The sequence below is a fragment of the Methylomicrobium lacus genome (assembly GCF_041897535.1).
GTDB lineage: Bacteria > Pseudomonadota > Gammaproteobacteria > Methylococcales > Methylomonadaceae > Methylomicrobium > Methylomicrobium lacus_A.
This window is the reverse complement of sequence record NZ_CP169217.1, coordinates 1,705,810-1,731,317: the sequence shown is the minus strand read 5'-3', so window position 1 is coordinate 1,731,317 and position 25,508 is coordinate 1,705,810. Positions and strand designations below refer to the sequence as shown.

Annotated in this window: 29 protein-coding genes and 1 tRNA gene; 13 read left to right on the top strand and 17 right to left on the bottom strand. The window is 53.1% G+C overall.

The window, feature by feature from the left end:
* Window positions 1-91: 91 nt before the first annotated feature.
* The 3 genes from ACEPPP_RS07595 to ACEPPP_RS07585 all read right to left on the bottom strand — a co-directional run bounded on the left by ACEPPP_RS07595 (window position 92) and on the right by ACEPPP_RS07585 (window position 1,935).
* On the bottom strand, window positions 92-1,186 hold the full coding sequence (locus ACEPPP_RS07595; RefSeq protein ID WP_374090428.1) for a 5-(carboxyamino)imidazole ribonucleotide synthase: 1,095 nt from the start codon (window positions 1,184-1,186) through the stop codon (window positions 92-94).
* The gene (purE, locus tag ACEPPP_RS07590; RefSeq protein ID WP_374090426.1) at window positions 1,183-1,692 is read right to left on the bottom strand and encodes a 5-(carboxyamino)imidazole ribonucleotide mutase; all 510 of its coding nucleotides are present in this window, start codon (window positions 1,690-1,692) and stop codon (window positions 1,183-1,185) included. The genes ACEPPP_RS07595 and purE overlap by 4 nt, the downstream gene beginning before the upstream one ends.
* Before the next feature lie 165 nt (window positions 1,693-1,857).
* Window positions 1,858-1,935, bottom strand: a tRNA-Arg gene (locus tag ACEPPP_RS07585).
* A 357-nt stretch (window positions 1,936-2,292) separates the two neighbouring features.
* Here ACEPPP_RS07585 and ACEPPP_RS07580 point away from each other — a divergent pair.
* Window positions 2,293-4,323 (top strand): HDOD domain-containing protein, encoded by a 2,031-nt coding sequence (locus ACEPPP_RS07580; RefSeq protein ID WP_374090425.1) that lies wholly within the window; start codon window positions 2,293-2,295, stop codon window positions 4,321-4,323.
* Window positions 4,324-4,376: 53 nt separating this feature from the next.
* Here ACEPPP_RS07580 and ACEPPP_RS07575 read toward each other — a convergent pair whose 3' ends face one another.
* The 4 genes from ACEPPP_RS07575 to ACEPPP_RS07560 all read right to left on the bottom strand — a co-directional run bounded on the left by ACEPPP_RS07575 (window position 4,377) and on the right by ACEPPP_RS07560 (window position 7,372).
* A complete protein-coding gene (locus ACEPPP_RS07575; RefSeq protein ID WP_374090424.1) occupies window positions 4,377-5,066 on the bottom strand; it encodes a (5-formylfuran-3-yl)methyl phosphate synthase in 690 nt (229 codons plus the stop codon).
* A complete protein-coding gene (locus tag ACEPPP_RS07570; protein ID WP_374090423.1) occupies window positions 5,063-5,626 on the bottom strand; it encodes a DUF447 domain-containing protein in 564 nt (187 codons plus the stop codon). The genes ACEPPP_RS07575 and ACEPPP_RS07570 overlap by 4 nt, the downstream gene beginning before the upstream one ends.
* A gap of 84 nt (window positions 5,627-5,710) precedes the next feature.
* Entirely contained in the window at window positions 5,711-6,655 is a 945-nt protein-coding gene (gene miaA / locus ACEPPP_RS07565) for a tRNA (adenosine(37)-N6)-dimethylallyltransferase MiaA (RefSeq protein WP_374090422.1), read from the bottom strand.
* A 198-nt stretch (window positions 6,656-6,853) separates the two neighbouring features.
* Window positions 6,854-7,372 carry a hypothetical protein gene (locus tag ACEPPP_RS07560; protein WP_374090421.1) on the bottom strand — a complete coding sequence of 173 codons (519 nt, stop codon included), beginning with the start codon at window positions 7,370-7,372 and terminating at the stop codon, window positions 6,854-6,856.
* Between the two features lie 348 nt (window positions 7,373-7,720).
* Between ACEPPP_RS07560 and ACEPPP_RS07555 the strand changes: the two genes are divergently transcribed.
* Window positions 7,721-8,197 (top strand): PAS domain-containing protein, encoded by a 477-nt coding sequence (locus ACEPPP_RS07555; RefSeq protein ID WP_374090420.1) that lies wholly within the window; start codon window positions 7,721-7,723, stop codon window positions 8,195-8,197.
* Window positions 8,198-8,209: 12 nt separating this feature from the next.
* On the top strand, window positions 8,210-8,956 hold the full coding sequence (locus tag ACEPPP_RS07550; RefSeq protein WP_374090419.1) for a phosphate/phosphite/phosphonate ABC transporter substrate-binding protein: 747 nt from the start codon (window positions 8,210-8,212) through the stop codon (window positions 8,954-8,956).
* A 40-nt stretch (window positions 8,957-8,996) separates the two neighbouring features.
* Here the strand turns inward: ACEPPP_RS07550 and ACEPPP_RS07545 are convergent, their stop codons facing one another.
* Window positions 8,997-9,407: a C40 family peptidase gene (locus tag ACEPPP_RS07545; RefSeq protein WP_374090418.1), complete on the bottom strand. Its 411-nt coding sequence runs from the start codon at window positions 9,405-9,407 to the stop codon at window positions 8,997-8,999.
* Between ACEPPP_RS07545 and ACEPPP_RS07540 the strand changes: the two genes are divergently transcribed.
* Window positions 9,397-9,546, top strand: coding sequence for a hypothetical protein (locus tag ACEPPP_RS07540; RefSeq protein ID WP_374090417.1), 150 nt, complete (start codon window positions 9,397-9,399; stop codon window positions 9,544-9,546). The genes ACEPPP_RS07545 and ACEPPP_RS07540 overlap by 11 nt on opposite strands.
* A 50-nt stretch (window positions 9,547-9,596) precedes the next feature.
* On the opposite strand, the gene ACEPPP_RS07535 is transcribed toward ACEPPP_RS07540, so the two are convergent.
* The 5 genes from ACEPPP_RS07535 to ACEPPP_RS07515 all read right to left on the bottom strand — a co-directional run bounded on the left by ACEPPP_RS07535 (window position 9,597) and on the right by ACEPPP_RS07515 (window position 13,684).
* Complete coding sequence (locus ACEPPP_RS07535; protein ID WP_374090416.1) at window positions 9,597-10,337, bottom strand: PIN domain-containing protein; 741 nt, start codon at window positions 10,335-10,337, stop codon at window positions 9,597-9,599.
* 304 nt (window positions 10,338-10,641) lie between these two features.
* The gene (locus tag ACEPPP_RS07530) at window positions 10,642-11,448 is read right to left on the bottom strand and encodes a hypothetical protein (RefSeq protein ID WP_374090415.1); all 807 of its coding nucleotides are present in this window, start codon (window positions 11,446-11,448) and stop codon (window positions 10,642-10,644) included.
* A gap of 508 nt (window positions 11,449-11,956) precedes the next feature.
* Window positions 11,957-12,376, bottom strand: a complete 420-nt coding sequence (locus tag ACEPPP_RS07525; RefSeq protein ID WP_374090414.1) for an Sbal_3080 family lipoprotein — start codon at window positions 12,374-12,376, stop codon at window positions 11,957-11,959.
* An 82-nt stretch (window positions 12,377-12,458) separates the two neighbouring features.
* Window positions 12,459-13,178 (bottom strand): dienelactone hydrolase family protein, encoded by a 720-nt coding sequence (locus tag ACEPPP_RS07520; protein WP_374090413.1) that lies wholly within the window; start codon window positions 13,176-13,178, stop codon window positions 12,459-12,461.
* On the bottom strand, window positions 13,178-13,684 hold the full coding sequence (locus ACEPPP_RS07515) for a low molecular weight protein-tyrosine-phosphatase (protein ID WP_374090412.1): 507 nt from the start codon (window positions 13,682-13,684) through the stop codon (window positions 13,178-13,180). Before ACEPPP_RS07515 ends, ACEPPP_RS07520 begins: the two co-directional genes overlap by 1 nt.
* Window positions 13,685-13,824: 140 nt before the next feature.
* Here ACEPPP_RS07515 and ACEPPP_RS07510 point away from each other — a divergent pair, with 140 nt between their 5' ends.
* From ACEPPP_RS07510 to ACEPPP_RS07475, 8 genes are all read left to right on the top strand, one after another.
* On the top strand, window positions 13,825-14,421 hold the full coding sequence (locus tag ACEPPP_RS07510; protein WP_374090411.1) for a TetR family transcriptional regulator C-terminal domain-containing protein: 597 nt from the start codon (window positions 13,825-13,827) through the stop codon (window positions 14,419-14,421).
* 50 nt (window positions 14,422-14,471) lie between these two features.
* The gene (locus ACEPPP_RS07505) at window positions 14,472-14,750 is read left to right on the top strand and encodes a DUF4242 domain-containing protein (RefSeq protein ID WP_374090410.1); all 279 of its coding nucleotides are present in this window, start codon (window positions 14,472-14,474) and stop codon (window positions 14,748-14,750) included.
* Between the two features lie 26 nt (window positions 14,751-14,776).
* Window positions 14,777-16,153 carry a selenium-binding protein SBP56-related protein gene (locus ACEPPP_RS07500; RefSeq protein ID WP_374090409.1) on the top strand — a complete coding sequence of 459 codons (1,377 nt, stop codon included), beginning with the start codon at window positions 14,777-14,779 and terminating at the stop codon, window positions 16,151-16,153.
* A 192-nt stretch (window positions 16,154-16,345) separates the two neighbouring features.
* Window positions 16,346-16,621: a cupin domain-containing protein gene (locus ACEPPP_RS07495; protein ID WP_374090408.1), complete on the top strand. Its 276-nt coding sequence runs from the start codon at window positions 16,346-16,348 to the stop codon at window positions 16,619-16,621.
* Window positions 16,622-16,752: 131 nt separating this feature from the next.
* A complete protein-coding gene (locus ACEPPP_RS07490) occupies window positions 16,753-17,973 on the top strand; it encodes a molybdopterin-dependent oxidoreductase (RefSeq protein WP_374090407.1) in 1,221 nt (406 codons plus the stop codon).
* 12 nt (window positions 17,974-17,985) lie between these two features.
* Entirely contained in the window at window positions 17,986-18,273 is a 288-nt protein-coding gene (locus tag ACEPPP_RS07485) for a cytochrome c (RefSeq protein ID WP_374090406.1), read from the top strand.
* 223 nt (window positions 18,274-18,496) lie between these two features.
* Window positions 18,497-18,757: a DUF1488 domain-containing protein gene (locus ACEPPP_RS07480; RefSeq protein ID WP_374090405.1), complete on the top strand. Its 261-nt coding sequence runs from the start codon at window positions 18,497-18,499 to the stop codon at window positions 18,755-18,757.
* Window positions 18,758-18,835: 78 nt separating this feature from the next.
* The gene (locus tag ACEPPP_RS07475; RefSeq protein WP_374090404.1) at window positions 18,836-19,378 is read left to right on the top strand and encodes a DUF1415 domain-containing protein; all 543 of its coding nucleotides are present in this window, start codon (window positions 18,836-18,838) and stop codon (window positions 19,376-19,378) included.
* 109 nt (window positions 19,379-19,487) lie between these two features.
* Here ACEPPP_RS07475 and ACEPPP_RS07470 read toward each other — a convergent pair whose 3' ends face one another.
* The 4 genes from ACEPPP_RS07470 to dbpA all read right to left on the bottom strand — a co-directional run bounded on the left by ACEPPP_RS07470 (window position 19,488) and on the right by dbpA (window position 24,411).
* Window positions 19,488-20,915: a hypothetical protein gene (locus ACEPPP_RS07470; protein WP_374090403.1), complete on the bottom strand. Its 1,428-nt coding sequence runs from the start codon at window positions 20,913-20,915 to the stop codon at window positions 19,488-19,490.
* 196 nt (window positions 20,916-21,111) lie between these two features.
* A complete protein-coding gene (locus ACEPPP_RS07465; protein ID WP_374090402.1) occupies window positions 21,112-21,765 on the bottom strand; it encodes a RelA/SpoT domain-containing protein in 654 nt (217 codons plus the stop codon).
* 5 nt (window positions 21,766-21,770) lie between these two features.
* On the bottom strand, window positions 21,771-22,868 hold the full coding sequence (locus ACEPPP_RS07460) for a ParA family protein (RefSeq protein ID WP_374090400.1): 1,098 nt from the start codon (window positions 22,866-22,868) through the stop codon (window positions 21,771-21,773).
* Window positions 22,869-23,028: 160 nt separating this feature from the next.
* Window positions 23,029-24,411: an ATP-dependent RNA helicase DbpA gene (gene dbpA / locus ACEPPP_RS07455; protein ID WP_374090399.1), complete on the bottom strand. Its 1,383-nt coding sequence runs from the start codon at window positions 24,409-24,411 to the stop codon at window positions 23,029-23,031.
* 183 nt (window positions 24,412-24,594) lie between these two features.
* Here dbpA and ACEPPP_RS07450 point away from each other — a divergent pair, with 183 nt between their 5' ends.
* Window positions 24,595-25,437: a PA4780 family RIO1-like protein kinase gene (locus ACEPPP_RS07450; RefSeq protein WP_374090398.1), complete on the top strand. Its 843-nt coding sequence runs from the start codon at window positions 24,595-24,597 to the stop codon at window positions 25,435-25,437.
* Window positions 25,438-25,508 lie beyond the last annotated feature (71 nt).

The following is a 25,508-nucleotide window of genomic DNA, read 5'->3' as shown; positions in this document are numbered from 1 at the left end:
CCGAAATCTCCTATGCAATGATGATGTCTATGTTTGATGCCGGGCGTAATGTCTCGCCGCGGCTAAAATCGCCTTTGCGCCGAGGACCGCATCATGAATCGTCAACGCGGTCCGCCAGGGCGCTGAGTGTTTTCAGTTTGGCGGACAATTGCTCCTGCGATTCCGCCCGCAGCGTCGCATGCGCGACCTTGCGGCCTTTGCGCGGCGCCTTGTCATACAGATGCAGGTGCGCATGCTCGATCGCGAGCACCTCGGCCGTTTCCGGCAGGCCGCCGATGAAATTGACCATCGCGGCATGGCCGACAGGCTTTGTCGAGCCCAACGGTAGCGACAGAATCGCGCGCAAATGATTTTCGAACTGGCTGGTTTCCGCGCCTTCGATCGTCCAGTGGCCGGAATTGTGCACGCGCGGCGCAAATTCGTTCGCGACCAACTGGCCGTTCACCTGGAACAGTTCGAGCGCCAGCACGCCGACATAATCCAGCGCTTCGAGCAGGCGGGTCACATAGTCTTCCGCCTGTTGCTGCATCGGATCGCCGTCCAGGCATTCGGACACCCGCAGGATGCCGCCTTTGTGCAGATTTTCGGACAGCGGATAAAAAGCGATTTCGCCTTGCGGGTTGCGCGCCGCGATGATCGATACTTCGCGGTCGAACGGCACGAACGCTTCGACGACCGCAGGGACTCCGGCCATCGCTTCCCAGGCTCTCGGCAAATCGTCAGGCGTTCTGACCAAGGCTTGACCTTTGCCGTCATAGCCCATCCGCCGGCTCTTGACGATCGCGGGCCAGCCGATGGATTCCATCGCTTGGGTCAAGTCGGCCAGGCTGTCGATCGGCGCGAACTCGGGCGTCGGAATACCGACCGAATGGAAATAATTTTTTTCGACCAGACGGTCCTGTGCGACGGCGAGCGCATTCGGAGACGGATGCACTTCGGTATGCGTCGCCAGGAAGTGCGCGACATCGGCCGGCACGTTTTCGAATTCGTAGGTGACCACATCCGACAGCTCGGCGAGTCGGGCCAGCAAGGCCGGATCGTCATAAGCACCGTGCAGATGCGTGCCGAGCTTGTTCGCGCAGGCATCCTGGGCCGGATCGAGAAAGATGAAGTCGACGCCCAGCGGATAACCCGCCAAGGCGATCATGCGGGCCAGTTGTCCCGCGCCGAGCACACCGACCTTCATAACAGCCCGCCTTCGCCGCTGCCGCGCGGGTCCGATCCGGCCAGAACCGAGTCGGTTTGTTTTTGCCGGTAGCCGTTCAAGGCGGTGCGGTAGGACTCATGCTTGTTGCCGACGATCGAGGCGGCCAGCAGGGCGGCATTGATCGCGCCGGCCTTGCCGATCGCCAGGGTGCCGACCGGAATGCCGGCCGGCATTTGCACGATCGACAGCAACGAATCGAGACCATTCAGCGTTTTCGACTGCACCGGCACGCCCAGCACCGGGAGTGCGGTTTTCGCAGCGGTCATGCCCGGCAAATGCGCCGCGCCGCCTGCTCCCGCGATGATCACCTCCAGGCCCTTGGTCGCGGCGGTTTCAGCATAATGGAACAGTTTGTCCGGCGTTCTGTGCGCCGAGACCACCTCGACTTCGTGTGGAATGCCCAGCTCCTGCAGCGTTTCCGCGGCATAGCGCATCGTTTCCCAGTCAGAGGTCGAGCCCATTATGATGCCAACCAGTGCTGTCATGTTGTACTCCTAAAGATAAAAAACGGGCTGCGATCAACACACCCGGTGCGAGCGAAAATTTAAGGGGGAAAATTATCGCATAAATAGCCAAGCGATGTTTTGTTAAAGTGAAAAAGTCCGAGCGGTCGGAGCTCAAGAGAGTTCGGCGTTATCGCCGGGCAAGGCTGGCGTCCCCGGGGTGATTCGAACACCCAGTCGCCTTCTTAGGAGGAAGGTGCATTATCCAGCTTATGCTACGGGGACAGTAGAGCCATTCTAACAAGACTGACTCGATTAGAACAAGTGCTGGCTCCCGGAGCCGCCGGAAAAAGGCTGGGTTCTGCCATCGCGGTATAGGGAATGTTGATACTCGATAAGCCCCTTCGTTAATCCTGGTCGGGAAGGAAAGCGGCATGAACGCGCTCAAAAATGCGAAGGGGCACACTTCACTCAGTGCTATATTTATTTAAGATTTCCTTAAACATTTTGGATCGGTTGTGGTCTCAGTAATCATCCAACGGGAAGTGAGTTTTAAATTTTTGCAACTCATGCCGGGAAAAGGTCATCGTTTGAGCAAATAATGAGTGAGGCGGCGAGGTGAAGGCTGAGGGTAGACTGATCATGACTGGCGCAGAAAGCGAAGAGTTAGACCGAATCAAGATGGCAGCGCAAGCGATTTTAAAGAGCGAATCGCTGAATTTACAGCTAATGCCGGCAATCGCAGTCAAGCTGGTCAATTTGACCCGCGATGAGACTGTGCGTCTCGACGCATTGGCGAAAATCATCGAAACCGATCCTGCGCTGGCCATCAAGGTGCTACAAACGGTCAATTCCGCCGCCTATTGCCTGCCGAACAAGGTGACTTCGATTCGGCGCGCGGTGCATCTTTTAGGCACCGACGAAGTTCGCCGGCTGGCTTTGTCCATGCTGCTGTTCAGCCGCATGATTCGGCGCGAGTCGAAGGGCTTCGATTTTTTATTCTTTTGGCAACACTGTTTGTTTGTCGCCGAATTAAGCCGACAGGTCGCGATCGCCTTAAACCATGCCGATCCTGAAATGGTTTATACGGCAGGCTTACTGCATGACATCGGCAAGCTGGCGCTGGAAACCCACGGCAAGATGACCTACAGCCAATTTATCGCTTCCCTGCCTGACAGCGAGCATCCGTTGCTTGAGGAAGAAAGGCGTTTCTTCGGCATCACTCATGACGAAATGGGGTGGGTGTTGTGTCGGGAATGGCAACTACCTGCGCCGATTGTCGCGGTTGCTGCGTGCCATCATGCGCTGCCCGATTCCGGTTCGCCTTATTATCCGTGCCGAACGGAAATCGCGATTGTCGCGTTTGCGAATTATACCGCCTGGCTGCAGGGCATTTCCTCGATCAGCCATGCAGGACCGCCGCAATTGTCGCCTCTGGTGTTTGAGCTGCTGCCGATCGATGTGCTGGAGTTGGAGCTGGAGAGCCTGCTGCTGGAAACCGATAAAGCGATGCAGGCGGCGCGGGAGTTCTATAGCATCGCATTTCCGGACGTCAACAGTCTCAGGGCCAGATTGTTGCAGGCAAGCATTACGATGAGCCGGATTCACCATCACGCTGGCGAGTTCGGCTCCAGGTCGACGCGCAACATATCGGCCAGTCTGACCGCGCCGCACCAGAGCCTGGACCCTGCGTATTTTGTGCCTTGGACTTTGGAGATGATCATGCAGGATTTTGAATTCGACCGCGTGATCCTGTTTAGCGTCAATCCGCAGCGCCGCAGTCTGGCCGCTGCGCATGCTTACCCGGAAATTCACGAAAGGGCATTGGAAATCGATATCGGCTGCCTATCGGGCAAGTTATTGGACTGCCTGCGTGAAAAGAAAGCCGTGCTGATCGATGCCGCGCTCGAACCGAAAAACCCGCTGCTCCAAAAATTCAATACCGCGGAATTTATCGCGGTGCCGGTGCTGCGTCACCGCCGTCTGGCCGGCATGATTTATGCCGATTATGCGATCAAGCAAAAATCGATGGCCGGGCGTATCCTCGAAGAGATCGTGGCGGTGGCCGAGCAGTTAGGCATCGCGCTGATGAATGCGAAACATTACGAAATGCAGCGGCAGCAGGCGCAGTTGGACTCGCTGACGCAGCTCTATAACCGGCGGATGCTCGAGTGCTCGTTGAGCCAAATTTTTCAACGGCCCGCGTACGAACTGAAAGGCATCGCGCTGGGTTTTGTCGATATCGACCATTTCAAGTCCTTCAACGATCAGTGCGGGCATCAGAAAGGCGATGAAATCATCCGTTTGGTCGCGGACATGTTGAAGCGCCTGACCCGTCCGGGCGATCTGATCGGTCGTTTTGGCGGCGAAGAATTTTTATTTGTGCTGATGAATACCGACGAGGATGATGTGCGGGCTTACGCCGAACGTATCCGCCTCGAAATCGAGCGGCGCGGCGAGGTCTTGAAGCCCAGGTTTCAACAGCTGGGGTTGACGGTCAGCATCGGCGTGGCGTTGTACCAGTCGGATTTCGGGCACTACACCGATCTGATCGAAGCGGCTGATCAGACGATGTATCGCGCGAAGATGGCCGGCCGCAACCGTGTCATTTTATTCAGCGATCTGCCGCCCGGCTGCAAAACTTCTGCGCTCGGGCGGAATATCGGGAACTAGGCCGGCTAATCGGCGCTACTCTGCGCAGAGAGTGGCGGCCGCTCAAGCCGTCTCTATCGCCATGCAGGCTCTGTTAAAGCCTGTTTGATGCGCGCCACGGCTTCGGGGGCCACGCTCGCTGTTCTGGTATGCTGAAGGCATAAGGCGCCTCTGAAGCCGAGATAATCCGGCCGATAGCGTAACAGGGCAGGGATATCATTCAATCGCAGCGAGCCGGCGAGGCCGCAGAGCAGATTGTGGCTTTTGGCCGTATCGACGAAGCGTTCGATTGTCGTGAGCGGCATGACCTGCGTCAAGGAGCCCCGGCTTTTGTCCATCGTATCCAGCATCACGCCTTTAAATCCGGCTTCATGCAGGGTAAGGACGAAAGCCGGATCGGGCTGTGTATCCGCGAACAATACCGCAATCAAGGCGTACTCATTGTGCGTAAACCCTTCTAATTTCTGCACGACGCCGGGCCAGTCGCCGCCCGGAAAAAAGCCGATCTTGATGTAATCGACGCCGGTTGCGGCCATCGCCCGCACCGCAGCGCCGACCAACTCCGGTTGCATCGGCAGATCGCCGACCGTGGCGCTGACCGGGATTTTTCCCGCGCACCAGGCGCGGATCTTTGCGACCTCTTCCAGCGGCAGCGCGCCGAGCGCGCCCTCGGCCGGTTGTTTCAGGTCGATGATGTCGACGCCCGCCTGATAGACCAGTTGGGCTTCCTCTAGGCTGTTCACGCTGGCCAGCATCCGGGTCATGCGCGCTCTCCTTTCTTAAAAGCTTCGATGTGCGCGATCAGCCAGCCCCAGGCTTCCAGTTCCCTGGGACCTGCGGTTTTTTCGATGCCGATTCGCAAATAGGCCAACTCCCGGTCAATCCGTTCGATCGGCAGCCTGCTCAGGCGGCTGACCAGAATCGCGGCTTCGAGTACCGAATATTGGGCACGGTTGAAGCCCTTGAACGGAGCGTGATTGACCTCGTGCAGCGGGCGACAGAAAAATTTCGGTCGGACCGGGTCTTCTTCAATCCGTACGACTTCGACTTCGCTGTGCGCAAGCGCCGAAGCCAGCACATGGCCGGCAATCTTTTCGGCCGGCTTGAGCGGCCAGTCGCGCCGCCCGGTCAGGCAGCCCGCAAACACGCGCACGTCGTCGCAGTAGTTGATCACCGCGGTTCGGGTCGCGGCCAGGTTGTCGAGGGTGGCGGAAGGGTGAAAAGGCAGGATGACCAGTTCTTCGTCGTGGGAGTGAATGCCCATCGGGGCGATATGGGGACGTCCCGCGGAGTTTTGGGTGGTAACGATCGTTTCCAGAATCATGAAGTAAAAAAACGGTAAATGTCCGAATATCCTAGAGCAAGATGCGCTCCGAGTCATTTAAAATACGGCAAAAGCGCGCGGCATTCAGGCGAGTTGGCGTTGAATATCGTCCAACGCCTGCCGCAGCAGGCCGGATTGGCCGGTGTGATAGCGTAGCGCGTCGGTTTCCCGGCGCAGCCAGGTAAACTGGCGTTTGGCTAGCTGCCGGGTCGCGATGATGCCTCTTTCGATCATCGTGTCATAGTCGTACTCGCCGGCCAGATAGGCCCAGACCTGGCGGTAGCCGACCGCGCGGATGGCCGGTGTTTTTTCGCTCAGATCGCCGCGCCGGTACAGCGCGTCGACTTCCTCGATCAGACCGGCATTGAGCATTTGCCGGAAGCGCTCGGCGATGATCAGATGCAGCGTGGCGCGCTCTTCCGGGGCGATGATCAGCTTGATCAGGCGGCAGGGCAGCGCCGGCTCCTGCGTTCCGCCGAAAAAGGACGACAACGGCTTGCCGCTGACTTCGAAAACCTCCAGTGCGCGCTGGATGCGCTGCGGGTCGTTCGGATGAATTCTGGCGGCAGCATCGGGATCGACCGCTTGCAGGCGTTGATGCAGGGCGGCCGAACCGAGTCGGTGCAGGTCATGGTCAAGCCGGGCCCGGATGTCCGGATCGGCTTCCGGCAAGGTCGCGAGTCCTTGGGCCAAGGCATTGAAATACAACATCGTGCCGCCGGCCAATATCGGCAGTTTTCCCCGCCGGTTGATCGCATCGATCAGGTCCAGCGCCTGCGTTCTGAATTGGCCGGTCGAAAAGGATTCGGCCGGGTCGAGAATGTCGATCAGGTGGTGCGGAATGCCGCCGCGCTCCTCCAGGCTCGGCTTGGCGGTGCCGATATCCATGCCCCGGAATACCAGTGCCGAATCGACGCTGATGATTTCGCCGTTGAGCGCCGTTGCCAGCTGCACGGCGAGCGCGGATTTTCCCGAAGCGGTAGGGCCCATCAATGCTATCGCGGGCGGTAGGGATAAACAGTCTGACATCGGTGGTTTGCGTTTATTCGGGGAAAGGCGACGGAAAAAAGCGAAGACTGATTATTTAGGATCGGCTTGCAAATGATGCGGGAACGGGACGAGGCTTGCACACCGTCCGTTCAAGTCAGCTTCATGGCTTCAATAGACGTGCTGCGGGGGGATTTACAAAACCGCCCGGGCGTTGTTGAAAAAACGCTGTGCCGAGCGTCAGTAATGGGGCAGATAGGGGAAAGGGAGCGACCTCTCGCCCAACGGTCTGGTAAAAGTATACTCGGCCGGGGCGTTGACCAGAATATCAAACGCTTGCGGAAACGCATCATGGGGTCTGGGTATTGACGCTAGCCCGATTAAGGGCGACAGGCCCACGACCAGTCCCGCGCCGGCGATGGTCGTGGCCAGGCCGATCGGACGGTAAATTATAATGTCTAGCAGGGTAAAAAGCGGGTCCGTCTTAAAAGGTCGCGGCACGTAATTGGGCGGCGGAGGCGGCAAATAGCGGTGGGTTGGCGCGTAGTAGGGACCATAGAATTGACTTGGCGCGGACGGCGTGTAATAGGGAGTGGCGGATTGATTCGTCGCGGGTGGGGCGGCGTAAGGCGTAGCGATTTGATTCGTCGCCGGCGTCGTGTAGTAGTAAGGGTCTACGTTTTGATCCGCTGCGGGTGGCGGATAGCTTTTATTTGCTGTCTCATCGGCGCGGAGAGAGGTGCTAATTGCCAATGACATAACAAAAATAGCGCCATATAGAGGTTTCATAATGTTCCGGGCTCCGTCTTGCATCATGGCGTCGAAATTAGCCGAGTTCGGAGTCAAAGTCAAGCTCACCGTTCAGAGTCTTTTAATGTTGCAGGGACCGGTTGAAAAAATTCGCGCTGCGCCAGTTAAATTTTTATCGGCTGCTATACTTGGCGTATCAATCAGCCTATAACCATATAGTTACTATGGATTATGATGGGCTTGAGGCGGAGTCGGTTGCCGCCGGGTGTAGTGGACGCCGAGCGGCAAGCAAAGGCTGTAGAAGTCGGGCGCTTGCTATCGCCAATTTTTCAAACGAAAGTCGTGGTTGGAAAAAACATGATCAATGATATGAAGCCGGAAGATATTGTCGGCGAATTTAAGGAAGCCACGCTGAATTTGTTCGGCGGCATGCAGCGTAAAGTGTTATATACCGAGATCGAAACCCCCTATCCCGACGGCAAGCTGATCGTGTCGACGACCGATCCGAACGGCGTCATCACGCATGTGAATCAGTCTTTCATCGACATGTCCGGCTATACCGAGGCGGAATTGATCGGGGCGCCGCATTCGATATTGCGCCACCCCGACATGCCGTCCGCCGCCTTCAAGGACTTGTGGGATACGGTCAAGAAGGGCGAAAAATGGCAGGGCTTCGTCAAAAACCTGCGCAAGGACGGCGGCTACTATTGGGTCAAGGCGACCGTGATTCCGAATATCCGCAAAGGCGTGGTCGTCGGTTATACCTCGGTGCGCCGGAAACCCTCCCGCACGAAGGTGGAAGAATGCCGCAAGCTCTATCCGACATTATTTTGATCAGGAAAATTCATGTCCTTTCTGTTTACCGTTAGTCCCGATTTTACGCCGGATCATCTGTCCGGCTGGTATATCTTCAATACCTGGCTGCAGAAGCAGACCGGCGTGCCGATTCATCTGGAAATGTACAACGATTTCAACGCGCAACGCGAGGCGATCAGTCAAGACAAGGTTAACCTGATCTATGCGAACCCCTATGATGCGGCGATGCTGGTCAGGGAAAAAGGTTTTCTGCCGCTGGTCAAGCCGGTCGGCGTGGCCGACGAGGCGATCATCGCGGTCGGCGCGGCCAATCCGGTCGAGGATGTGGCGGAATTGTCGCCGGGCATCAAGCTGGCGTTTACCGACGATCCGGATGTCAAAATGATGGGCATGATCATGCTCGAACCGGGCGATCTGGATGCGAAAAACATGCAAAGCCTGCCGTGCGACACCTATGTGCAGGTCGCCAAGCATTTGCTGCGCGGCGATGCGGATGTCGGCATCTTCCTGGCCGAAGCCTACGACGGTCTCTCCGAGATGATCAAAAAGCAGCTCAAAATTTTGGTGCGCAGCCAGATCAGCGTGATCCATCATTCGTTGATGATCGGACCCGGATTGCTCGACAAGCGCGAGCAGTTTCAACAATGCCTGATCGGAATGGCGGGCGACGAGAAAGGCGCGGGCGTTTTGGAAAGCCTGAGGTTCAAGTCCTGGGAAAAGGTCGATGACGAAGAAATGGAATTCATGATCGATCTGATGGATACCTTGACTGTTTAATTTTCTGCTACGCGTTCCGGGCGCCTTTCTGTATTGAATTTCAATGCAAACCGGCAAGCGGTCTGCGTACCCCTGTAAAATGCTTGCGCCAGTAAGGATTGTTCAGACTCGAAACCAAAACCTTGCCGGTCCGGCTGCTGGAGGCGTGCACGAAGCGGTCGCCGTTCACGAACAGGCCGACATGCGAAAACGCGCCGCCGCCGGTGTTGAAAAACACCAGATCGCCCGAACGTAAATCATCCGCCGGAGGCAGGGCGCCGGCCATTTCCCATGCGGTGCGCGGCAACAGAATGCCCTGCCGCTGATAGACGTGCCGCACGAAGCCGCTGCAATCGAAGCCCTCTTCCCGCGACGCCGAGCCGTAGCGGTACGGCGCGCCGACCAGACTCAACGCATAATGAGTGACCGGCGGCAGGTGGGTTTGCACTTGCTGCGGTTGTATGGGCGTCATTTTCGGCGCGCTCGAACAGCCGGCCAAGAGGGCGATGATCGCCGCTGTTGCCAGCCGTGAAAAAACAGTCGGCCTATTACTTTTAATCAGAGATTTCAATGCATTGGCCTGGATTGTTGATAATATGGCTAAATCATAATCCAAAGCCGGGCCGTTTGTGAAGCTCGCCGCAACAAAAAGACGCTTTCTTTAGGCGGACGACTGCGCCAGTTCGGTGATTTTCTTCTGGATGTAGTTGATTTTGTTGTCGACGATTTTGATGGCGCCTTTCCGGCACAGTTCATCGAGTAGTTTTTCCGCATCGATTCCCGCGCCGTTGAATTTGCTTTTGATGTGGTTAAGTAAGGTTTCTTTTTTAACCGGACGATTCTTTTGATGCGTATTCAGATGCAAGCAGTATTCCTGTGCGGAGGACTGTGGATTAATCGCTGTAGGCGCCGCATCGTTTTGCTTTTTGGTGCGGATTCTTTTCGCACTGCGTTGCTGATCATTCAGTAAACTGACGACATGATCCAGGTCGGCATCGTCAGACACGATATCGAAATGCGCATCGGTATCCGTTTGTGCCATCAAAAGCCCTGCCCAGAAGGCAATGCCAAAGTCTGCCGCATTCTTGCCGCCGTTCGGCATCTTGACGATTTTCAAGCGACCCTGATTGACGACGGTTGTCAGCGGAATCAGCCAGTCCAACGGAACTCCGGTTCCGCTTTGCGCGTAACACACTACAACCTGGGCATATTGCTCCAAATTATTCATCAATTGCCGAATCTGATGGGGGCAATTTTCGAGATCGATCATTAAAATCCTGTAGGCAGTTTTTTCATCTTTGATCGGAAAGGCAGTGCTTGGCTCAGGCATATTTTGACGCATAAGAAATGAAGGTTTTGGGGCTCGATGAGCTAAATGTAGCTTTGAATAGAATAAATGCAAAGGTTAGGCTGTGCATTCGCTACTGCCTTCAGAAATCAGCGACGGGGTCGGCTCAAGATGGGGATATCAGTGTGGGGCTCAAATGCGGCGAGCTGTAGCCTATCTTTGCGGCTGGACTGATGACTTTGCCCGCTTAACTCTCAACGGCTAGCTAAGGGTAAAGGGGGCGGGACGTAATGGATTGAACGCTTGCTAGATTGGCTGAGGATGCCCGCTCCAGGCGGGTATGGCAGCATTAGGCCAGGAAGACGCAGCGCAAGAAGCCTTGCGCTGCTCATAAAGCGGATTGGCGAGTAGCCCGGTTTTACTTGACGGAGGCAGCTACGTTGGTGACTACGCCGAGTGTATTGCCGAGCAGATTTCCTGCCAGACCTTGACCGCCGGCCACTGTGCCGAGCGTATTGCCGACCAGGTTGCCTACTAGGCCTTGGCTGCCGGTCACAGTGCCGAGTGTATTGCCGAGCAGGTTTCCTACTACGCCTTGGCTGCCAGTTACAGAGCCGACCAGGTTTCCAACCAAGCCTTGGCCGCCGAGGAGAGGCGCGAGCGTGTTGCCAAGCAGGTTTCCTACCAGGCCTTGGCTGCCGGTCACAGTGCCGAGCGTGTTGCCGAGCAGATTGCCTACCAAGCCTTGAGGGCCGACTACGGTGCCGAGCAGGTTGCCTACCAGACCTTGACCTCCGAGTGTATTGCCGAGCAGGTTGCCCACCAAGCCTTGGCTGCCGGCTACGGCGCCGAGCGTATTGCCGAGCAGGTTGCCTACGAGGCCTTGTTGACCGGCTAACGCGCCGAGTCCATTGTTGCCAAGCAGTGGGATAGAGCCTATCACGATGCCAACCGTGCCGATGGGATTGACCAGTGCGCTGTTAACGTTGGCCAGAACATTGTGAACCGTGGTGCCAGCTGAGAGGGTAGTGTCTTCGGTCACGGCAAAAACGCCGGCCACTTGGGCGTTCAGTCCGTTGGTAACGGTAGGTACGAGGGTATTGACGGCATTGTTGGCATTGTTCGTTACGGTAGGTACGAGCGTATTGACCGCGCCGTTTACATTTTGGATCAGGTTGGGGATAAGGGGGGCGGTCGGCAATGTCACCACGGGTTGCGCAGACACGGAGGCTGTGGCGGTTACCGCGGCGTCGGCAGAAGCTGCTGTGCCGCTGTAGGCGACAGCGGAAGAAGCTAAAATGACCGTGGCTAGCAAACTCTTTTTATGTTGAGACAGCATGGTATTCTCCAATCGATTAAGATTAATATAAGTTATTGTAATTCTATGACGTTTTTCAGCCAGTAACCTTGTTGGCCGAAGACTCGATTGTAAGGGATAGGATCTTAAAAAGGAGTTAAATTGTCTCGATGGGGGTATGCCAATTAAGAGCATCCCGACGAATAATTTAATGCCTTGCTCTTCTTGTTTGCGGTCTTGTGTTTATAAGATTATGAAATAAAAGAAAAAACGATTGATTTTGTTATCGGCTGGCACGATGAGATGCGAAAATGATTTGGATAAAATTGTGATCTATTTCTCAGTAATTTTAGGCATTCAGTGATAATTGATTGCGGTGATTGGAGGGCAAGGCATGCTCTGGTATCCGTGTGATGGTAGAGGGTAGGTCTTGCCGTCATTTTCTGAACAATTCAATCAACAACGGGCGGATTTTGTTTTGGGTTCTGCCGATTGCTGCCGGGCCCAAGCCCGCCGTATAGGAGGCCATGCCGATCTGCTGATTGTTTTTGGTAACCGAAAATTCAGCTAGAGAAAGATAGACGCTGAAAGTCCAGAACCAGTCCCAAGACCATTGCGCATCATAGCTCATGACATATTCGCAGACGGCGTTGGGGGTAAGCAGTTCGGTTTTGATATTGCGTTCTTCGATTTGCTTGCGCACTTCGGGCAAAAAGTCATCCATGAACACTTTCGTATTCTCTTTGATGCAAATTTGTGAAATGTTTTCAGTGGCGGGAACGGGTTCAATGCGCGTTAACGGCGACGCGCAAGCGCCCAGCAACAAGGCTGAGGTTAATGCGGCTGTTTTTTTCATTGTCGGACTCCTTGCTGGAACACTAGAGCGATTAGGCTCTAGCATAATTCATTTTTTGACGGCCATCATCAACCTCTTCGGTTTAACCAAAAATTTCCTCCAAGAAGTTCTTCATCGCAATCCACGACCGCCGATCCGCATCGGCCTGATAGACATTGCCGACGCCCGGATTATTCGCAATCGGATTCGTGAATGCATGCATCGTGTTGCCGTAGACGTGCACCTGCCAGTCCGCGCCGGCCTTCGTCATTTCCTGCTCGAAGGCGAGAACTTGTTCCGGCGGCCCCAGCGGGTCGTCGTGGCCGTGTAGAGCCAGCACTTTCGCCTTGATCGGCTTGCCTTCGGTATTGCCGGGCGCGCCCAAAATACCGTGAAAGCTGACCACGCCCTTGATATCCACGCCGGTTCGGGCCAGATCGAGCACGCACAGGCCGCCGAAGCAGAAGCCGATCGCCGCACATTTTTTGTCATCGACCCAGGGCAGCAGTTTGACCGTGGCCAGCGCCGCGCCGATTCTTCTTTGCAGCAGCGCGCGGTCGTCGATGAACGGCTGCATCAGCTTCGCATTTTCCTCGGGGCCCGAGCCGAGCACGCCTTTGCCGTACATGTCGAGCGCAAAGCCGACATAGCCGAGTTCCGCGAGCTTGATCGCCTTGTTTGCGACAAAGTCGTCGCGTCCGCCCCAGGTGTGATTGATCAGCACGGCCGGCCGGCGGCCTACGATCGCGTCGTCGTAGGCGAAAAAGGCTTCCAATACGGTATCGCCGTCCACGTAGTTGACGGTGTTTGAGATGATCGCCATCACGTTCTCCTATGAGCCATTGCTTTGATCTTGCCCGTTTCGAGCAAGGCGTTCAAAAAGCCTTCGGAGGCTTCTTCGACCATGTCCAAGACCCGCTCGAAACCGTAGGAGCCGCCGTAATAAGGGTCCGGCACTTCGCGTTTGCCAAGATGCGGCGCATAGTCGAGGAAATAGTTGATTTTATGCCGATGGGAAGCCGGGCAGGCCGAGGACAGGATTGCGTAATTTTCGTCGTCCATCGCCAGGATGTAATCGTAATCTTCGAAATCGCCGAGCACGACTTTGCGGGCGCGCAAATGCGAAATGTCGACGCCGCGTTCGCCGGCCGCCTTTTCCGCGCGCAGGTCCGGCGGATTGCCGACGTGATAGGCATGGGTGCCGGCCGAGTCGATCTGGAAATGCGGCGCCAGATTGCGGTCATTCACCAATTTGGTGAACACGCCTTCCGCCGTCGGCGAGCGGCAGATGTTGCCCATGCAGACGAACAGAACTTTGATTTTTTCCATAAACGCTTGATGTTGTGAATTAAGTTGAGGGTATTGTAATGCGAAGCGGGGGAGTGGGGAAAGGTAAGGAGTACAAGACAAACCTTGCTTGGTGCGTTTTTGCTTGACAGGTCAAGACGACCGGTCGTATTATTTTTCGCATGAACACTAAATCGCAAAAGCAGTTCAACCGCGAGAATCTGTTAAGCCAGGGTGTGGCCTTGCTGATGCAGCAGGGTTATCACGGCACCGGGCTGAAGGAGATTCTCGATGCGGTGCAGATTCCAAAGGGGTCTTTTTACAATTATTTCGGCAGCAAGGAGCGTTTCGCGGCCGAAGTGATCCAACATTACATCGAGCCGTTCATCCGGCAACTGGACGGTCATTTGCAAAACCAGGAGGACGACGCGCTGGCCGCGATCAAGCGTTATTTCGACGAACTGATCGCCGCGCTCGAACAGGCCAATTTCCAAGGCGGCTGCCTGCTTGGCAATCTGATGGGCGAGGTCGGCGACACCAGCGACCTGTGCCGGGCGTCGCTGCAAGAGGCCGTGCACCGCTACCGTGATTTGTTGATGCGGGGGCTGTTGAACGCGCAGCGGCAGGGCACGGTCAGAACCGATAAATCGGCCGAAGCGATGGCCGACCTGTTGGTCAATGCCTGGCAGGGCGCTTTATTGCGCATGAAAATCGAACAGTCGTCCGAGCCGTTGCAGCAGTGCTGCAACGATTTGCTCGGCGATTATTTCAAGACCTGATCTTCCCGGCGTCAAACCGCCGGTCATCCACAACCACAAGGGGAATAGCAATGCCAAAATACATCATCGAACGCGACATTCCGAACGCCGGCGCCTTAACGGCCGAGCAACTGCAAGGCATCTCGCAAAAGTCGTGCAGCGTCTTGCAGGCGATGGGGCCCAAAATCCAGTGGCTGCAAAGCTATGTGACCGGCGACAAGGTGTATTGCGTGTATATCGCGCCCGACGAGGCCAGCATCAAGGAACATGCGGAGAAAGGCGGCTTTCCGGCGAATCGGATTTCCGAGGTCAAGACCATCATCGATCCGACCACGGCCGAAAGCCATTAATAAAATAAGAATAAAAGAGGCCAATCATGAAAAAGCATAAACACCCGCTGCGCGCCCTGGTTCGGGCCTGCGCCTTTGCGGCATCCACCCTTGCCCTGGCGGGTCTTGGCAGCCAAAGCGTCATTGCCGATGAAACCTGCCAGTCGCCGTACATGGCCAAGATCGTCGGCCAGGAAGATTTCGTCTATGTCTGGACGCTCGGCGCGGAAGGCGTCGGCGACGAACAGGACAAGCTGGTCACGGTCGATGTGAATCCGAAATCCAAGAATTACGGCAAGGTCGTCAGCACGCTGTCGGTCGGCGGCCGCAACGAGGCGCATCACTCCGGCTTTACCGACGATCGTCAGTTTTTATGGGCCGCATCGCTCGACACCAGCAAGATGTTCATCTTCGACGTGCACACCGATCCCGCCAAGCCGAAGCTGGTCAAGACGATCACCGATTTCGTCGCGAAAAGCGGCGGCGTGGTCGGCCCCCATACCACCTATGCGCTGCCGGGCCGGATGATCATCACCGGCCTGTCGAACAACAAGGACCACGGCGGCCGCACCGGCATCGTCGAATACACCAATGACGGCGACTACGTCACCACGCACTGGACTCCGACCGACAGCGATCTTCAAGGCGCGGTCAAGACCGGCAAATACGCGGACGGCTACGGCTACGACCTGCGCGTGCTGCCGCGGCGCAACCTGATGCTGACCTCGTCGTTTACCGGCTGGTCCAATTACATGATGGATTTCGGCAAGATGCTGAACGATCCGGAAGCGATGAAACGCTTCGGCAATACGGTCGTGCAGTGGAACCTGCACAGCAAGCAGCCGAAGAAAATCTTCGACGTGCCGGGCGCGCCGCTTGAAATCCGCTGCGCCTGGGGCGAGAACCACAATTACTGCTTCACCAGCACCGCCTTGACTTCCAAAATCTGGCTGATCTTCGAGGACGACAAGGGCGAATGGCAGGCGAAGGAAGTCGCCGATGTCGGCGATCCGGCCAAGGTGCCGCTGCCGGTCGACATCTCGATTTCGAGCGACGACAAGACGCTCTGGGTCAATACCTTCATGGACGGCAAGACGCGCGCGTTCGACATCAGCGATCCGTTCAAGCCGAAACAGGTTTTCGAGCAAAAGATCGGCGCGCAGGTGAACATGGTGTCGTCGAGCTGGGACGGCAAGCGCGTGTATTTTACCTCATCGCTCTTGGCAAACTGGGACAAGAAAGGCGCGGACAACGAGCAGTTTTTGAAAGGCTATACCTGGGACGGCAAGCAATTGACCGAGAAATTCGCGATCGACTTTACCAAGGAAAAGCTTGGGCGGGCGCATCAGATGGTGTTCAATGCTTATTCCTTGTATAGCGCGAATAAGCCGGATGCCGTTGAAAAATTGTTGGCGAAAAAGTAGCCGCAAAATAAAGCGCGTTCGCGGGAGCGACGCCTGCGTCGCGACTGGAAGGTATAATCGCGACGAGGGCGTCGCTCCCGCGGCGTTTCTGTCGATTTTTACGGTCATGCCGGCGACGGAGGCCGCGGAAACGGGAAGACGGGAAAAATGCTAAAATTGGCTTCCGATAAACCTTTTTAATTTAGGATACACATGCCGCAAATTACGATTGAACATAACCCGAGCGAAGAACGCCTGCAAGAACTGGGCGTTGCGGATTGGGCGATTTGGGAAAAAGAAGTCTCGAAGTTCCCGATCGACTTCGACGAGACCGAAACCGCGTACATTCTGGAAGGCGAGATTCTGGTCACGCCGGAAGGCGGCGAGCCGGTGCGCATCCTGCCGGGCGACCTGGTGGTTTTCCCGGAAGGCCTGAACAGCCATTGGGAAGTCGTCAAGCCTCTGCGCAAGCATTACAGCTACGATTAAGCGGGTTGAAAAAGGCATCTTCGGATGCCTTTTTTTTGGGCTTCTGGTTCCCGCTCGCGGCGGGACGTGGCGTAGCGCGTCTTAACGGCATTCCCACGGAGCCTGTGGGAACGAGAATATGGGAGATTGCGATGATCACTAGACGAGATTTTCTCAAACGCATTGCGGGTGGAGTTACCGCCTGTGCCGGTGGAGCTTTGGTTCCTCGTATCGTTCTAGCCGGCGCCGCCTCGAAAGGATTGCCCGAATTGCCTGCGGCGGTTCTGGAAGCCTTGCCCGGCAAGCAGGCGCTGATCAAAAGATCCTATCGGCCGCCAAACTTCGAGACGCCAGTCACCTACTTCAACACGCAGTTCACGCCGAATGATGCCTTCTTCGTGCGCTACCATCTGGCCAATATTCCGGAAGTGAATGTGCAGGATTGGAAGCTTCGGATCGGCGGCGAGTCTGTCGAAAAACCGCTCGAATTCACGCTTGAACAACTCAAAAGCCGATTTGAAGCGGTCGAAATCGCCGCCGTCTGTCAATGCGCCGGAAATCGCCGCGGCATGGTTCGGCCCCAGGTTCCCGGCATTCAGTGGGGGCATGGCGCGATGGGCAATGCGCGCTGGAAAGGTGTCAGGCTCAAGGATGTGCTGAACCGGGCCGGACTCAAAAAAGGCGTCTTGGAGGTCGTCTTCAATGCGGCCGATTCCGGAATGGTTGCCCAGACGCCTGATTTCGCCAAAAGCCTGCCGCTAGCGAAAGCGCTCGATGAAAACACGCTGATTGCGTTCGAGATGAACGGCGAACCCTTGCCTCATTGGAACGGTTTCCCGGCCCGCCTGGTCGTGCCGGGATGGACGGCGACTTACTGGGTCAAGCATCTGACTTCGATCGACGCGATCGCCAAGCCCTTCGAAGGCTATTGGGTAAAAACCGCCTATCGCCTGCCGAAGGAAGCGTTTCCGATGCAGGAAAGATTCCTGTCGCAGGAAAATCAGATGAATACGCCGATCACCGAAATGATGGTCAATTCATTGATCACGAATATCGAGAGCGGACAACGCTTCAGGCTGAGTCAATCGATTGATCTAAAAGGGATCGCCTGGGATGGCGGCTATGGGATTCAGCAGGTTGAGGTATCGATCGACGAAGGAAAGTCATGGCGGGAGGCCGTGATCGGAAATGATCATGGCCGCTTTTCCTGGCGACAATGGCATTTCCGCTTCAAGCCGCACAAAAAAGGAAGCTACCGCCTGATGGTCAAGGCGACGAACCGTAGCGGTGTGACGCAGCCTCTTCAGCTGATTCAAAACCCGGCGGGTTATCACCATAATCTGGTGCAGACCATCGATCTGCAAGTCATTTGACGGGAGGCGGCTATGAAAACAGGGTTTCTGTTCGTCAACATCTTATTGATGGCGTCAGCCGCGCTTGCCGATGAAAGCGAAAGCGGCATTCAATTGAAAGAAGGGCAGGGGAAGGCGCTGGTAGCAGCCAATTGCACGATGTGCCACAGTCTCGATTATATCCAGATGAATGGGGGGTTACTGGATAAGTCAGGCTGGCAAAAGACAGTCGATAAAATGATCAAGGTGATGGGCGCCCCGATCAAGCCTGAAGACGTAGACCCGATCGTGGCTTATCTGGCGAAGAATTACGGAAAGTAAGCGGAAATAGTGATGCAGGCCGGGTTGGCGCTTTGCAAAAACCCAGCGTCCCCTTTTTTCATTCGATAGGCTGAGTTGCGTTCCTAACAATATAAAACATCTATTAGACGCATCTTAGCGTATAGTGGTCACACTGACCTAAGCGATGGTAAACCAATATGTTATTTACTGCGCTTAGGTAAAGCAATTGACAAGCCTTCAACTATCCGAATCAGGAGTTGTTATGATTTCCTTCCCCAGACTTGAATCCTGGAATAATTTGACAAAAATGGCTACCGTTGTAGCGCAAGTTGATAGAAAACGGGTGCTCTGCCGTATCTCGTATGAGAGTCTGAGAGCTAAATTTGGCGCTTCGGATGATAAGTTCATGCAGTCGGTAGCCCAACATCGCACGGATATACAAGAGGCAGCGAGAAGGCTGATAGAGCAGGATGACTATGAGGCAGACGGTTCCGTTCTTATCCAAACTAGCGACCTCCAGTAGCAACTAAAACTGCCCCGCATCGATAAGCATGGTTGCGGGATACATGCTGTGGTGCTTTATTCGCTTTAAACTCTTTCTATGCACTCATCCCAAGACATAATTAATCAAACCAAAAAATGGATCGATGATGTCGTGGTGGCTTGTCATTTTTGTCCTTTTGCCGCTCAGGTAGTCAAGCAGAAAAAAGTCCATTACCAAGTTGAAACCAGTACAGATTCGGATGCCTGCATGGATGCCGTGTTACGTGAACTCATCCGGCTGGACAATGATGCCGACATTGAAACCAGTTTTCTGATATTTCCGCACACATTCACCCAATTTGATGATTTCCTTGACCTAGTAGCGCTTGCAGAGGCACTATTAAAACGAAACGGCTACGCCGGTATCTATCAATTGGCCAGCTTTCATCCCTTGTATCAGTTCTCCAACGCACCGGAAAATGATCCGGCAAATTATACCAACCGGTCCGTTTACCCGATGCTGCATTTGTTACGGGAAGCTGGCATTGACAGGGTTTTGGAAAATTATAAAAACCCGGAAAACATTCCGTCCGACAATATCAAGTTTTCCCGGAGAAAAGGGTTATCTTTCATGGAGAAACTAAGAGATACCTGTTTTTAGGGCTGGATTGCTCCGTTCTGGAGGGCGACCTGGTGTGGCTATCCGGATGGCCTAAATGGTCGTCAAGCCATTGCGCAAGCTTTGAACAGAGTATCTACGGGCTACATGGCTAAGGGGTCGTAAATCGGAAATAGTTAGCATCCGGAATCAATCTTTCTGAACATGAAATTGCTCCGGGTTTGCGTGAATAAGACCAGTTCGTTATCCTTTGCTGACCGTTCAACTTAAATCTGGCTCTCACGGTCCAAAAATAACGGTTTGAGGAAATCAAAGGTTGCTCAAGTTTGTGAAAGGGTGTCGATAACTTGCTTTTTTCATAGACTAAGTCCCCTGGGGAGTCAGTGATGACTGACCAAATCTGTAGGTCATATGTAACCTCACTAATTGGATTGGAGAAGCTTTTTATATCTATTTCACGAGGAAATGATTCCCATTTTAACGTAGGTTGTAAGGAGTCAATGGGATAATATTCCGGACCAGTTTCCAAGAGGCCGAATCCAAATTCTGGGTAAAGTGGACGAAGCATGCAATGATCGTCTGCAGACCACATTGGAGCAGGCAAATCAACTAATAGAAATGAATTTTCAAGGGTTTCTGTAGCGAACCTGTGGTAGCCCTCATCAAATTCGTTTTGTATCTGTTGAGAATCATTTGCAAGCCATTCGGATAACTTGTGCTTGGAGCTTATGTACGAAAGCGTTTTTGTAGACAACTCCGAATTATCTGCTAGATAGAGCAATCGATAATGCCCTTTCATTAAAAAAGCAATTGATGGATTGCCGCCTTCTCCCCCATCGAACCCAATCTCATCGATAGCCAATTCCAGTATCGAATCGAAGCCCTCTAGTTTCAGATTTTTATAAGACTGATTTTTTTCAGCTTCCGAGAATTTAGAATTCAAGAGTTCTAAATGATAGCCAGATAAATTGTTTACGCTCGTCTTGATAACATGGTTTGCAAAACTTTCTTGAACATTAAGCTTGCTTAAGATATTTGGAATGGCCTGCTCAATTTTTTTCGACTCTTTTTCTGGTACGGCTTTCATTGCCCCGAGTATAGGTGATGCCGGCAAATAGAGTGCACCATAGGTCATACCCAGAAGCGTTCCTAATCCGGCTGTTCCTCCTACGATATCTACCCCTAATCCTATTGCCGGTGCACCAACTAAAGTTTTAAGGCCTTTAAGTATCCCTCTGCCTGCTCCAGCCATACGTCCTTTTGCAAACGTATTGAAACTTGTTTTTGGAAGAAAATCAGACGGAATAACGGCCGTTTTAGTTAAACGTAACGATGAATTTTTATATGGCGATTCAAGTGGTAACGGGGGAGTAGTAGCACAGCCAAATTGGAGCCCGATTAAGATGAGAACGCAAAATATAATCAAGTGAATTGTCTTTATTTTCTGGAAACAATTCGGAAAAGCCGCCCGAAATAAATCCCGCGCTAGGCCGTTACCCAAAATCTGAGCCCGCCGCTCTGTGACCACGGTGAAAAAGTAGGAACCTCCAGGAACATAGTACCGCCGGTAATTCGACATGATTCCCCCGGGTGCGCACCGCGCACCATTTCAGAACGATAGGTAATCTAGATATTTTAAAGCATTCCGGCAGTCAGTCTATCCCGCTTGCCAAGGGTTCTGGCGTGGTTTGACATTGAAAAGCGGCGCAGTGCGCCCCCAAGGCTCTATCGAATTGCTGGGTTTCGTACCTCAATCCAGCATACGGGCTAGTTATTTATTTTTTGTGTGAATTAAAAATGGAATCAACCAGCCTACTACCTGCGCCAATTAACTTCGCTAATACAAGAATTTGATCTCTACATACTTCCATATCTGTCTTCTCTGGATAGTTAATAGCATGATCAACTTCTCCCCATATTTCTTCGAAGAGAGTTCTAATTTGTATTTCACAGCATATGTCAGATTTATCAAATTGTTTAACTAAATAATGAACACTTGTATAAAAACTATCTTTTTTATGAGTATCTAAGCCTAAACATTTAAAATAGTTTTCTGCTTCAGGATCCCATGTATACGCCTTCGGTGGTTCGACCAATATCCATTCACCTTTTTCAATTCTGCAGTCAATGGCTTCTTTGATTCCATCAAATTGCTTTTGATGTAGGAGCAGCACCCTGACACCTGCTAAATCAGTAATTTTTGAATATAAATTATCTACTGATATAGTATTTTCATTTTTCCATTTACGAACAATTTTTTCTGCCAAATGATTTGGATCCTTTAACCGTGACTTAACAGTGTGAACATATGGTTCGGCTTTAGGATGTAGAGTAAAGTAGTCGACAATGTGGCGACGTAAGAGATCAAAATCCTGATAATCAGATTGATATTTTTCAATCAAGAGTTGAAAGTCATTTATTTCGCTCATAAAAACTACTCACCAACTCTGCTTAAGAAGTCTTTTGCAAATTGCATATATTTAGAGCGAGTTAATTCATAAACTGTTCTATTTCCGGCGATTGTTGAAATGTCATCTGTCTCAAGAGAAGGATAAGTAGGAACTTTCCAAATCGGCACATGATATTTTTGAGCCATATTTGGGAGAGTATTATGAGTATGCATAACAGCCGTTCCGCCAATGGGCTGAGTAAGGGTTTCGTGAGCTACTTTATCCCAAATTTCCTGATCTATGTATTTCTCAATAGTTGAGGGTATTTTGGCGGCATAATTGTAATGCGAGACTGCTAAATCCCAAGTATTATTTTTGCCAGAATATTTTTTTGCATTGTATATGGTGTAGCCAAATAAATTAACATAATTAACTGGAAATAAAGATCGCTTTTCTGGAGTTAATACTTTATACAAAATATCAAACTCTCCTTTCCATTTTTTTAAAGAGTTACCGATATTTCTAATACCATAAAGTGAAAACATGTCTGGCATGCAAGGTATTACAAATCCATCAGTGGTTGAAATAATTAATTTATTCAATATCCCAAGGCTTGGGGATGTGTCAAATATTACAATGTCATAGCCGAACTTGTCTGCATACTGGGTTGCCAATGCTCGTATTTTTGTGAGCGTGCGAATGGCTAATGGAGCTCCTTTATAAGCATCTGACCACCTGTTTGAAATTGTTTCTTCGTACATGTGAAGTGTCAGCCTTCCTGGAATCAAATCCAGATTTTCGGCTAATTTATAGGGAGTGCTTATAGCTGAAAACTCAGAGACACCATCCTCGGTTGGTTTCAGAAGAAAGTGAATGGAGCGTGTATCATTAATTATTTTTTCAAAACTTGCAGATGAAACATTATTTTTTGCTGATTCGAAATCAGTAATAAAATTGTCTTCAATTTCCCATATTTTATGTAATTCCTCAGGATCCATGCTTAGTATGGTTAAATTGCATTGGGGATCCAAGTCAATGATTAGAGTTCTTTTTCCGACCTCCGAAAGCGCATATGCCAAATGAAATGTTAAAGTAGTTTTTCCAACTCCACCTTTGTTATTAAATATTGATATTGTTTTCACTTGTCTTACTCGGAAATATTTATAAATTTTATATTTTTAATATAATCACTATGCCAGCGAGTAGCCCGGATGCAACGCAGTGGAATCCGGGGGGGGGGGCGGTGCACAGTTCTCTCTGATTACGCAAAGCTTCATCCGGGCTACCCTCATCTAAAAGTATTCAACTAACCTTCCAAACCCTAAGCTTACGCCCCTTAATCGTCCCCTCCGCCAATTGCTTGACCGCCTGATTGGCCATGCCCCGCTCAATCGCGACGTAAGCGTGATTATCGGTAATATCGATTTTGCCGACATATTTGCCTTCAATCCCCGCCGCGCCGGTCAATGCGCCGAGTATATCGCCGGGCCGGATTTTGCTTTTGCGTCCGCCGTCGATGCAAAGGGTGATCATCGGCGCCGTGAGTTCTACCCTGGTGGCCGGTTGCAAGGTGGCGATGTCAACGAAAGTGACCGGATGCTGCTGATAATCCTCGATCGCGTTGACGCGATGAGCATCTCGGGAACTATACAGGCTCAGCGCCAGTCCTTCCTTGCCGGCTCTGCCGGTGCGGCCGATACGGTGGATATAGACCTCCGGTTCGTAGGGGATCTCGTAATTGATCACCGCCTCCAAGTCCTTGATATCCAGGCCGCGCGCGGCGACGTCGGTGGCGATCAACAGCGGGCAGCTTTTGTTGGTGAACAGCAATAACACCCGGTCGCGGTCTTTTTGTTCCAGATCGCCGTTCAATACCAAGGCATGCTGGCCGTGTTTTTCGAGTTCGTCCGCGACCTCTTGGCACTGGGCTTTGGTATTACAGAAAATCACCGCCGATTCGGGGCGGTAATGGGCCAGCAACGTGACTAAATGCTTGCTTCTTTCCGCATGGCTGATTTCAAAAAACAATTGCTCGATCGGATTGTCGCGGTGCGTGATTTCGACTTTGATTTCGACCGGATTTTTTTGGATGCCGGCGCTCATTTTCTTGATTTCGTCAGGATAGGTCGCCGAGAATAACAGTGTTTGCCGGTCTTTCGGCGTGGCCTTGATGATCTTGATGATGTCGTCGTAAAAACCCATGTCCAGCATGCGGTCGGCTTCATCCAGCACCAGCGTGTTGATCCGGTCAGGATTCAGGGTGCCTTTGTCCAGATGCTGTTGAATCCGCCCCGGCGTGCCGACCACGATATGCGGACTGTGCTGTTGCAGCGACTCGTATTGCGGGCGAATCGGCGTGCCGCCGCACAGGCTCAGTAATTTGATGTTGGGGATGAAGCGGGCCAGACGGCGGATTTCCTTGCTGACCTGATCGGCCAGCTCGCGGGTCGGGCAGAGGATCAGCGCCTGGACCTGGTAATCCTGCGGATCGAGCCGGGTTAACAGGCCGATGCCGAAAGCGACGGTTTTGCCGCTCCCGGTCTTGGCCTGGGCGATCAAATCCTGGCCTTTTAAGATGGCGGGCAGGCTGGCTTGTTGAATCGGCGTCATGTGCAGGTAGCCGAGCGAATCGAGATTGGCGCGCAGGGCGGTGCTTAATAAATCGGGGAAATTGGATGCGGACACTAATTAGAGGTCTCAAAGAATGGAAATAACGGCTATCATAACAGATAAGGCAGGTCTAAATTTTGGCCGCGACGAATTGACGCCTTTATTTTCAAGTCGATGGCCTGTCATTCCGGTACAAAACGAATGTGTTTTGCCGGTAGAGTATCTGCAAATATTGATCCCCAGACATTTATAAATGTAATGAAAACACCAAAAACTCTCGAACCCTTGGTGGAAGCCGGTCTGATCGACGAAGTGCTGCGGCCTTTGAAAAGCGGCAAGGAAGCGGCCGTCTATGTGGTGGCCTCCGAAGGTGAAATCCGTTGCGCCAAGGTGTACAAGGAAGCCGGCAAACGCGGCTTCCATAAACAGGCGGAGTACCGCGAAGGCCGCAAAACCCGCAACAGCCGCCAGGCGCGGGCGATGCAAAAAAACACCCGCTTCGGACGCGAGCAACAGGAAGCCCTGTGGCAGAACGCCGAAGTCGATGCGTTGTACCGGCTTGCGGGCGCCGGCATCCGCGTGCCGAAGCCGCACAACTTTATCGAAGGCGTCTTGCTGATGGAGCTGATCACCGACGCGGACGGCAACGCGGCGCCCCGGCTGAACGACCTGGAGTTAACTCACGAACAGGCGCTGGAGTTCCATCAAATCCTGATCCGGGAAGTCGTGAAGATGCTCTGCGCCGGCATCATCCACGGCGATCTTTCCGAATATAACATCCTGGTCGACGGTCAGGGCCCGGTCATCATCGATCTGCCCCAGGCGGTCGATGCCGCCGCCAACAACAACGCCGCGAGGATGTTGGAGCGGGACGTCAATAACCTCTCGACCTATTTCGGCCAGTTTGCGCCGGAACTGCTGAACACGCGTTACGGCAAGGAAATATGGAAGCTCTACGAAAGCGGCGGCCTGCATCCCGACGTACCGCTGACCGGACGCTTCAAAAGCAGCGACAAAAAGGCGGATCTCAAAGGCGTGATGAAGGTCATCAAGGATGCCAAAGAAGAAGCGACGCGGCGCAGGTTTGAGCGTGAGAATTAGCGGCGGGCGCGTAATCAGGCGCAAAAAGCCTCTATAAAAATTGCGTTAGTTATGATAAAGTAAACGGTTAT

What these genes read in the sequence shown, in the direction of transcription:
- ACEPPP_RS07595 (WP_374090428.1), bottom strand. Translation starts at nt 1,186, where the DNA reads ATGAAGGTCGGTGTGCTCGGCGCGGGACAACTGGCCCGCATGATCGCC.
- purE (WP_374090426.1), bottom strand. Translation starts at nt 1,692, where the DNA reads ATGACAGCACTGGTTGGCATCATAATGGGCTCGACCTCTGACTGGGAA.
- ACEPPP_RS07580 (WP_374090425.1), top strand. Translation starts at nt 2,293, where the DNA reads ATGACTGGCGCAGAAAGCGAAGAGTTAGACCGAATCAAGATGGCAGCG.
- ACEPPP_RS07575 (WP_374090424.1), bottom strand. Translation starts at nt 5,066, where the DNA reads ATGACCCGGATGCTGGCCAGCGTGAACAGCCTAGAGGAAGCCCAACTG.
- ACEPPP_RS07570 (WP_374090423.1), bottom strand. Translation starts at nt 5,626, where the DNA reads ATGATTCTGGAAACGATCGTTACCACCCAAAACTCCGCGGGACGTCCC.
- miaA (WP_374090422.1), bottom strand. Translation starts at nt 6,655, where the DNA reads ATGTCAGACTGTTTATCCCTACCGCCCGCGATAGCATTGATGGGCCCT.
- ACEPPP_RS07560 (WP_374090421.1), bottom strand. Translation starts at nt 7,372, where the DNA reads ATGTCATTGGCAATTAGCACCTCTCTCCGCGCCGATGAGACAGCAAAT.
- ACEPPP_RS07555 (WP_374090420.1), top strand. Translation starts at nt 7,721, where the DNA reads ATGATCAATGATATGAAGCCGGAAGATATTGTCGGCGAATTTAAGGAA.
- ACEPPP_RS07550 (WP_374090419.1), top strand. Translation starts at nt 8,210, where the DNA reads ATGTCCTTTCTGTTTACCGTTAGTCCCGATTTTACGCCGGATCATCTG.
- ACEPPP_RS07540 (WP_374090417.1), top strand. Translation starts at nt 9,397, where the DNA reads ATGGGCGTCATTTTCGGCGCGCTCGAACAGCCGGCCAAGAGGGCGATG.
- ACEPPP_RS07545 (WP_374090418.1), bottom strand. Translation starts at nt 9,407, where the DNA reads ATGACGCCCATACAACCGCAGCAAGTGCAAACCCACCTGCCGCCGGTC.
- ACEPPP_RS07525 (WP_374090414.1), bottom strand. Translation starts at nt 12,376, where the DNA reads ATGAAAAAAACAGCCGCATTAACCTCAGCCTTGTTGCTGGGCGCTTGC.
- ACEPPP_RS07520 (WP_374090413.1), bottom strand. Translation starts at nt 13,178, where the DNA reads ATGGCGATCATCTCAAACACCGTCAACTACGTGGACGGCGATACCGTA.
- ACEPPP_RS07515 (WP_374090412.1), bottom strand. Translation starts at nt 13,684, where the DNA reads ATGGAAAAAATCAAAGTTCTGTTCGTCTGCATGGGCAACATCTGCCGC.
- ACEPPP_RS07510 (WP_374090411.1), top strand. Translation starts at nt 13,825, where the DNA reads ATGAACACTAAATCGCAAAAGCAGTTCAACCGCGAGAATCTGTTAAGC.
- ACEPPP_RS07505 (WP_374090410.1), top strand. Translation starts at nt 14,472, where the DNA reads ATGCCAAAATACATCATCGAACGCGACATTCCGAACGCCGGCGCCTTA.
- ACEPPP_RS07500 (WP_374090409.1), top strand. Translation starts at nt 14,777, where the DNA reads ATGAAAAAGCATAAACACCCGCTGCGCGCCCTGGTTCGGGCCTGCGCC.
- ACEPPP_RS07495 (WP_374090408.1), top strand. Translation starts at nt 16,346, where the DNA reads ATGCCGCAAATTACGATTGAACATAACCCGAGCGAAGAACGCCTGCAA.
- ACEPPP_RS07490 (WP_374090407.1), top strand. Translation starts at nt 16,753, where the DNA reads ATGATCACTAGACGAGATTTTCTCAAACGCATTGCGGGTGGAGTTACC.
- ACEPPP_RS07485 (WP_374090406.1), top strand. Translation starts at nt 17,986, where the DNA reads ATGAAAACAGGGTTTCTGTTCGTCAACATCTTATTGATGGCGTCAGCC.
- ACEPPP_RS07480 (WP_374090405.1), top strand. Translation starts at nt 18,497, where the DNA reads ATGATTTCCTTCCCCAGACTTGAATCCTGGAATAATTTGACAAAAATG.
- ACEPPP_RS07475 (WP_374090404.1), top strand. Translation starts at nt 18,836, where the DNA reads ATGCACTCATCCCAAGACATAATTAATCAAACCAAAAAATGGATCGAT.
- ACEPPP_RS07470 (WP_374090403.1), bottom strand. Translation starts at nt 20,915, where the DNA reads ATGTCGAATTACCGGCGGTACTATGTTCCTGGAGGTTCCTACTTTTTC.
- ACEPPP_RS07465 (WP_374090402.1), bottom strand. Translation starts at nt 21,765, where the DNA reads ATGAGCGAAATAAATGACTTTCAACTCTTGATTGAAAAATATCAATCT.
- ACEPPP_RS07450 (WP_374090398.1), top strand. Translation starts at nt 24,595, where the DNA reads ATGAAAACACCAAAAACTCTCGAACCCTTGGTGGAAGCCGGTCTGATC.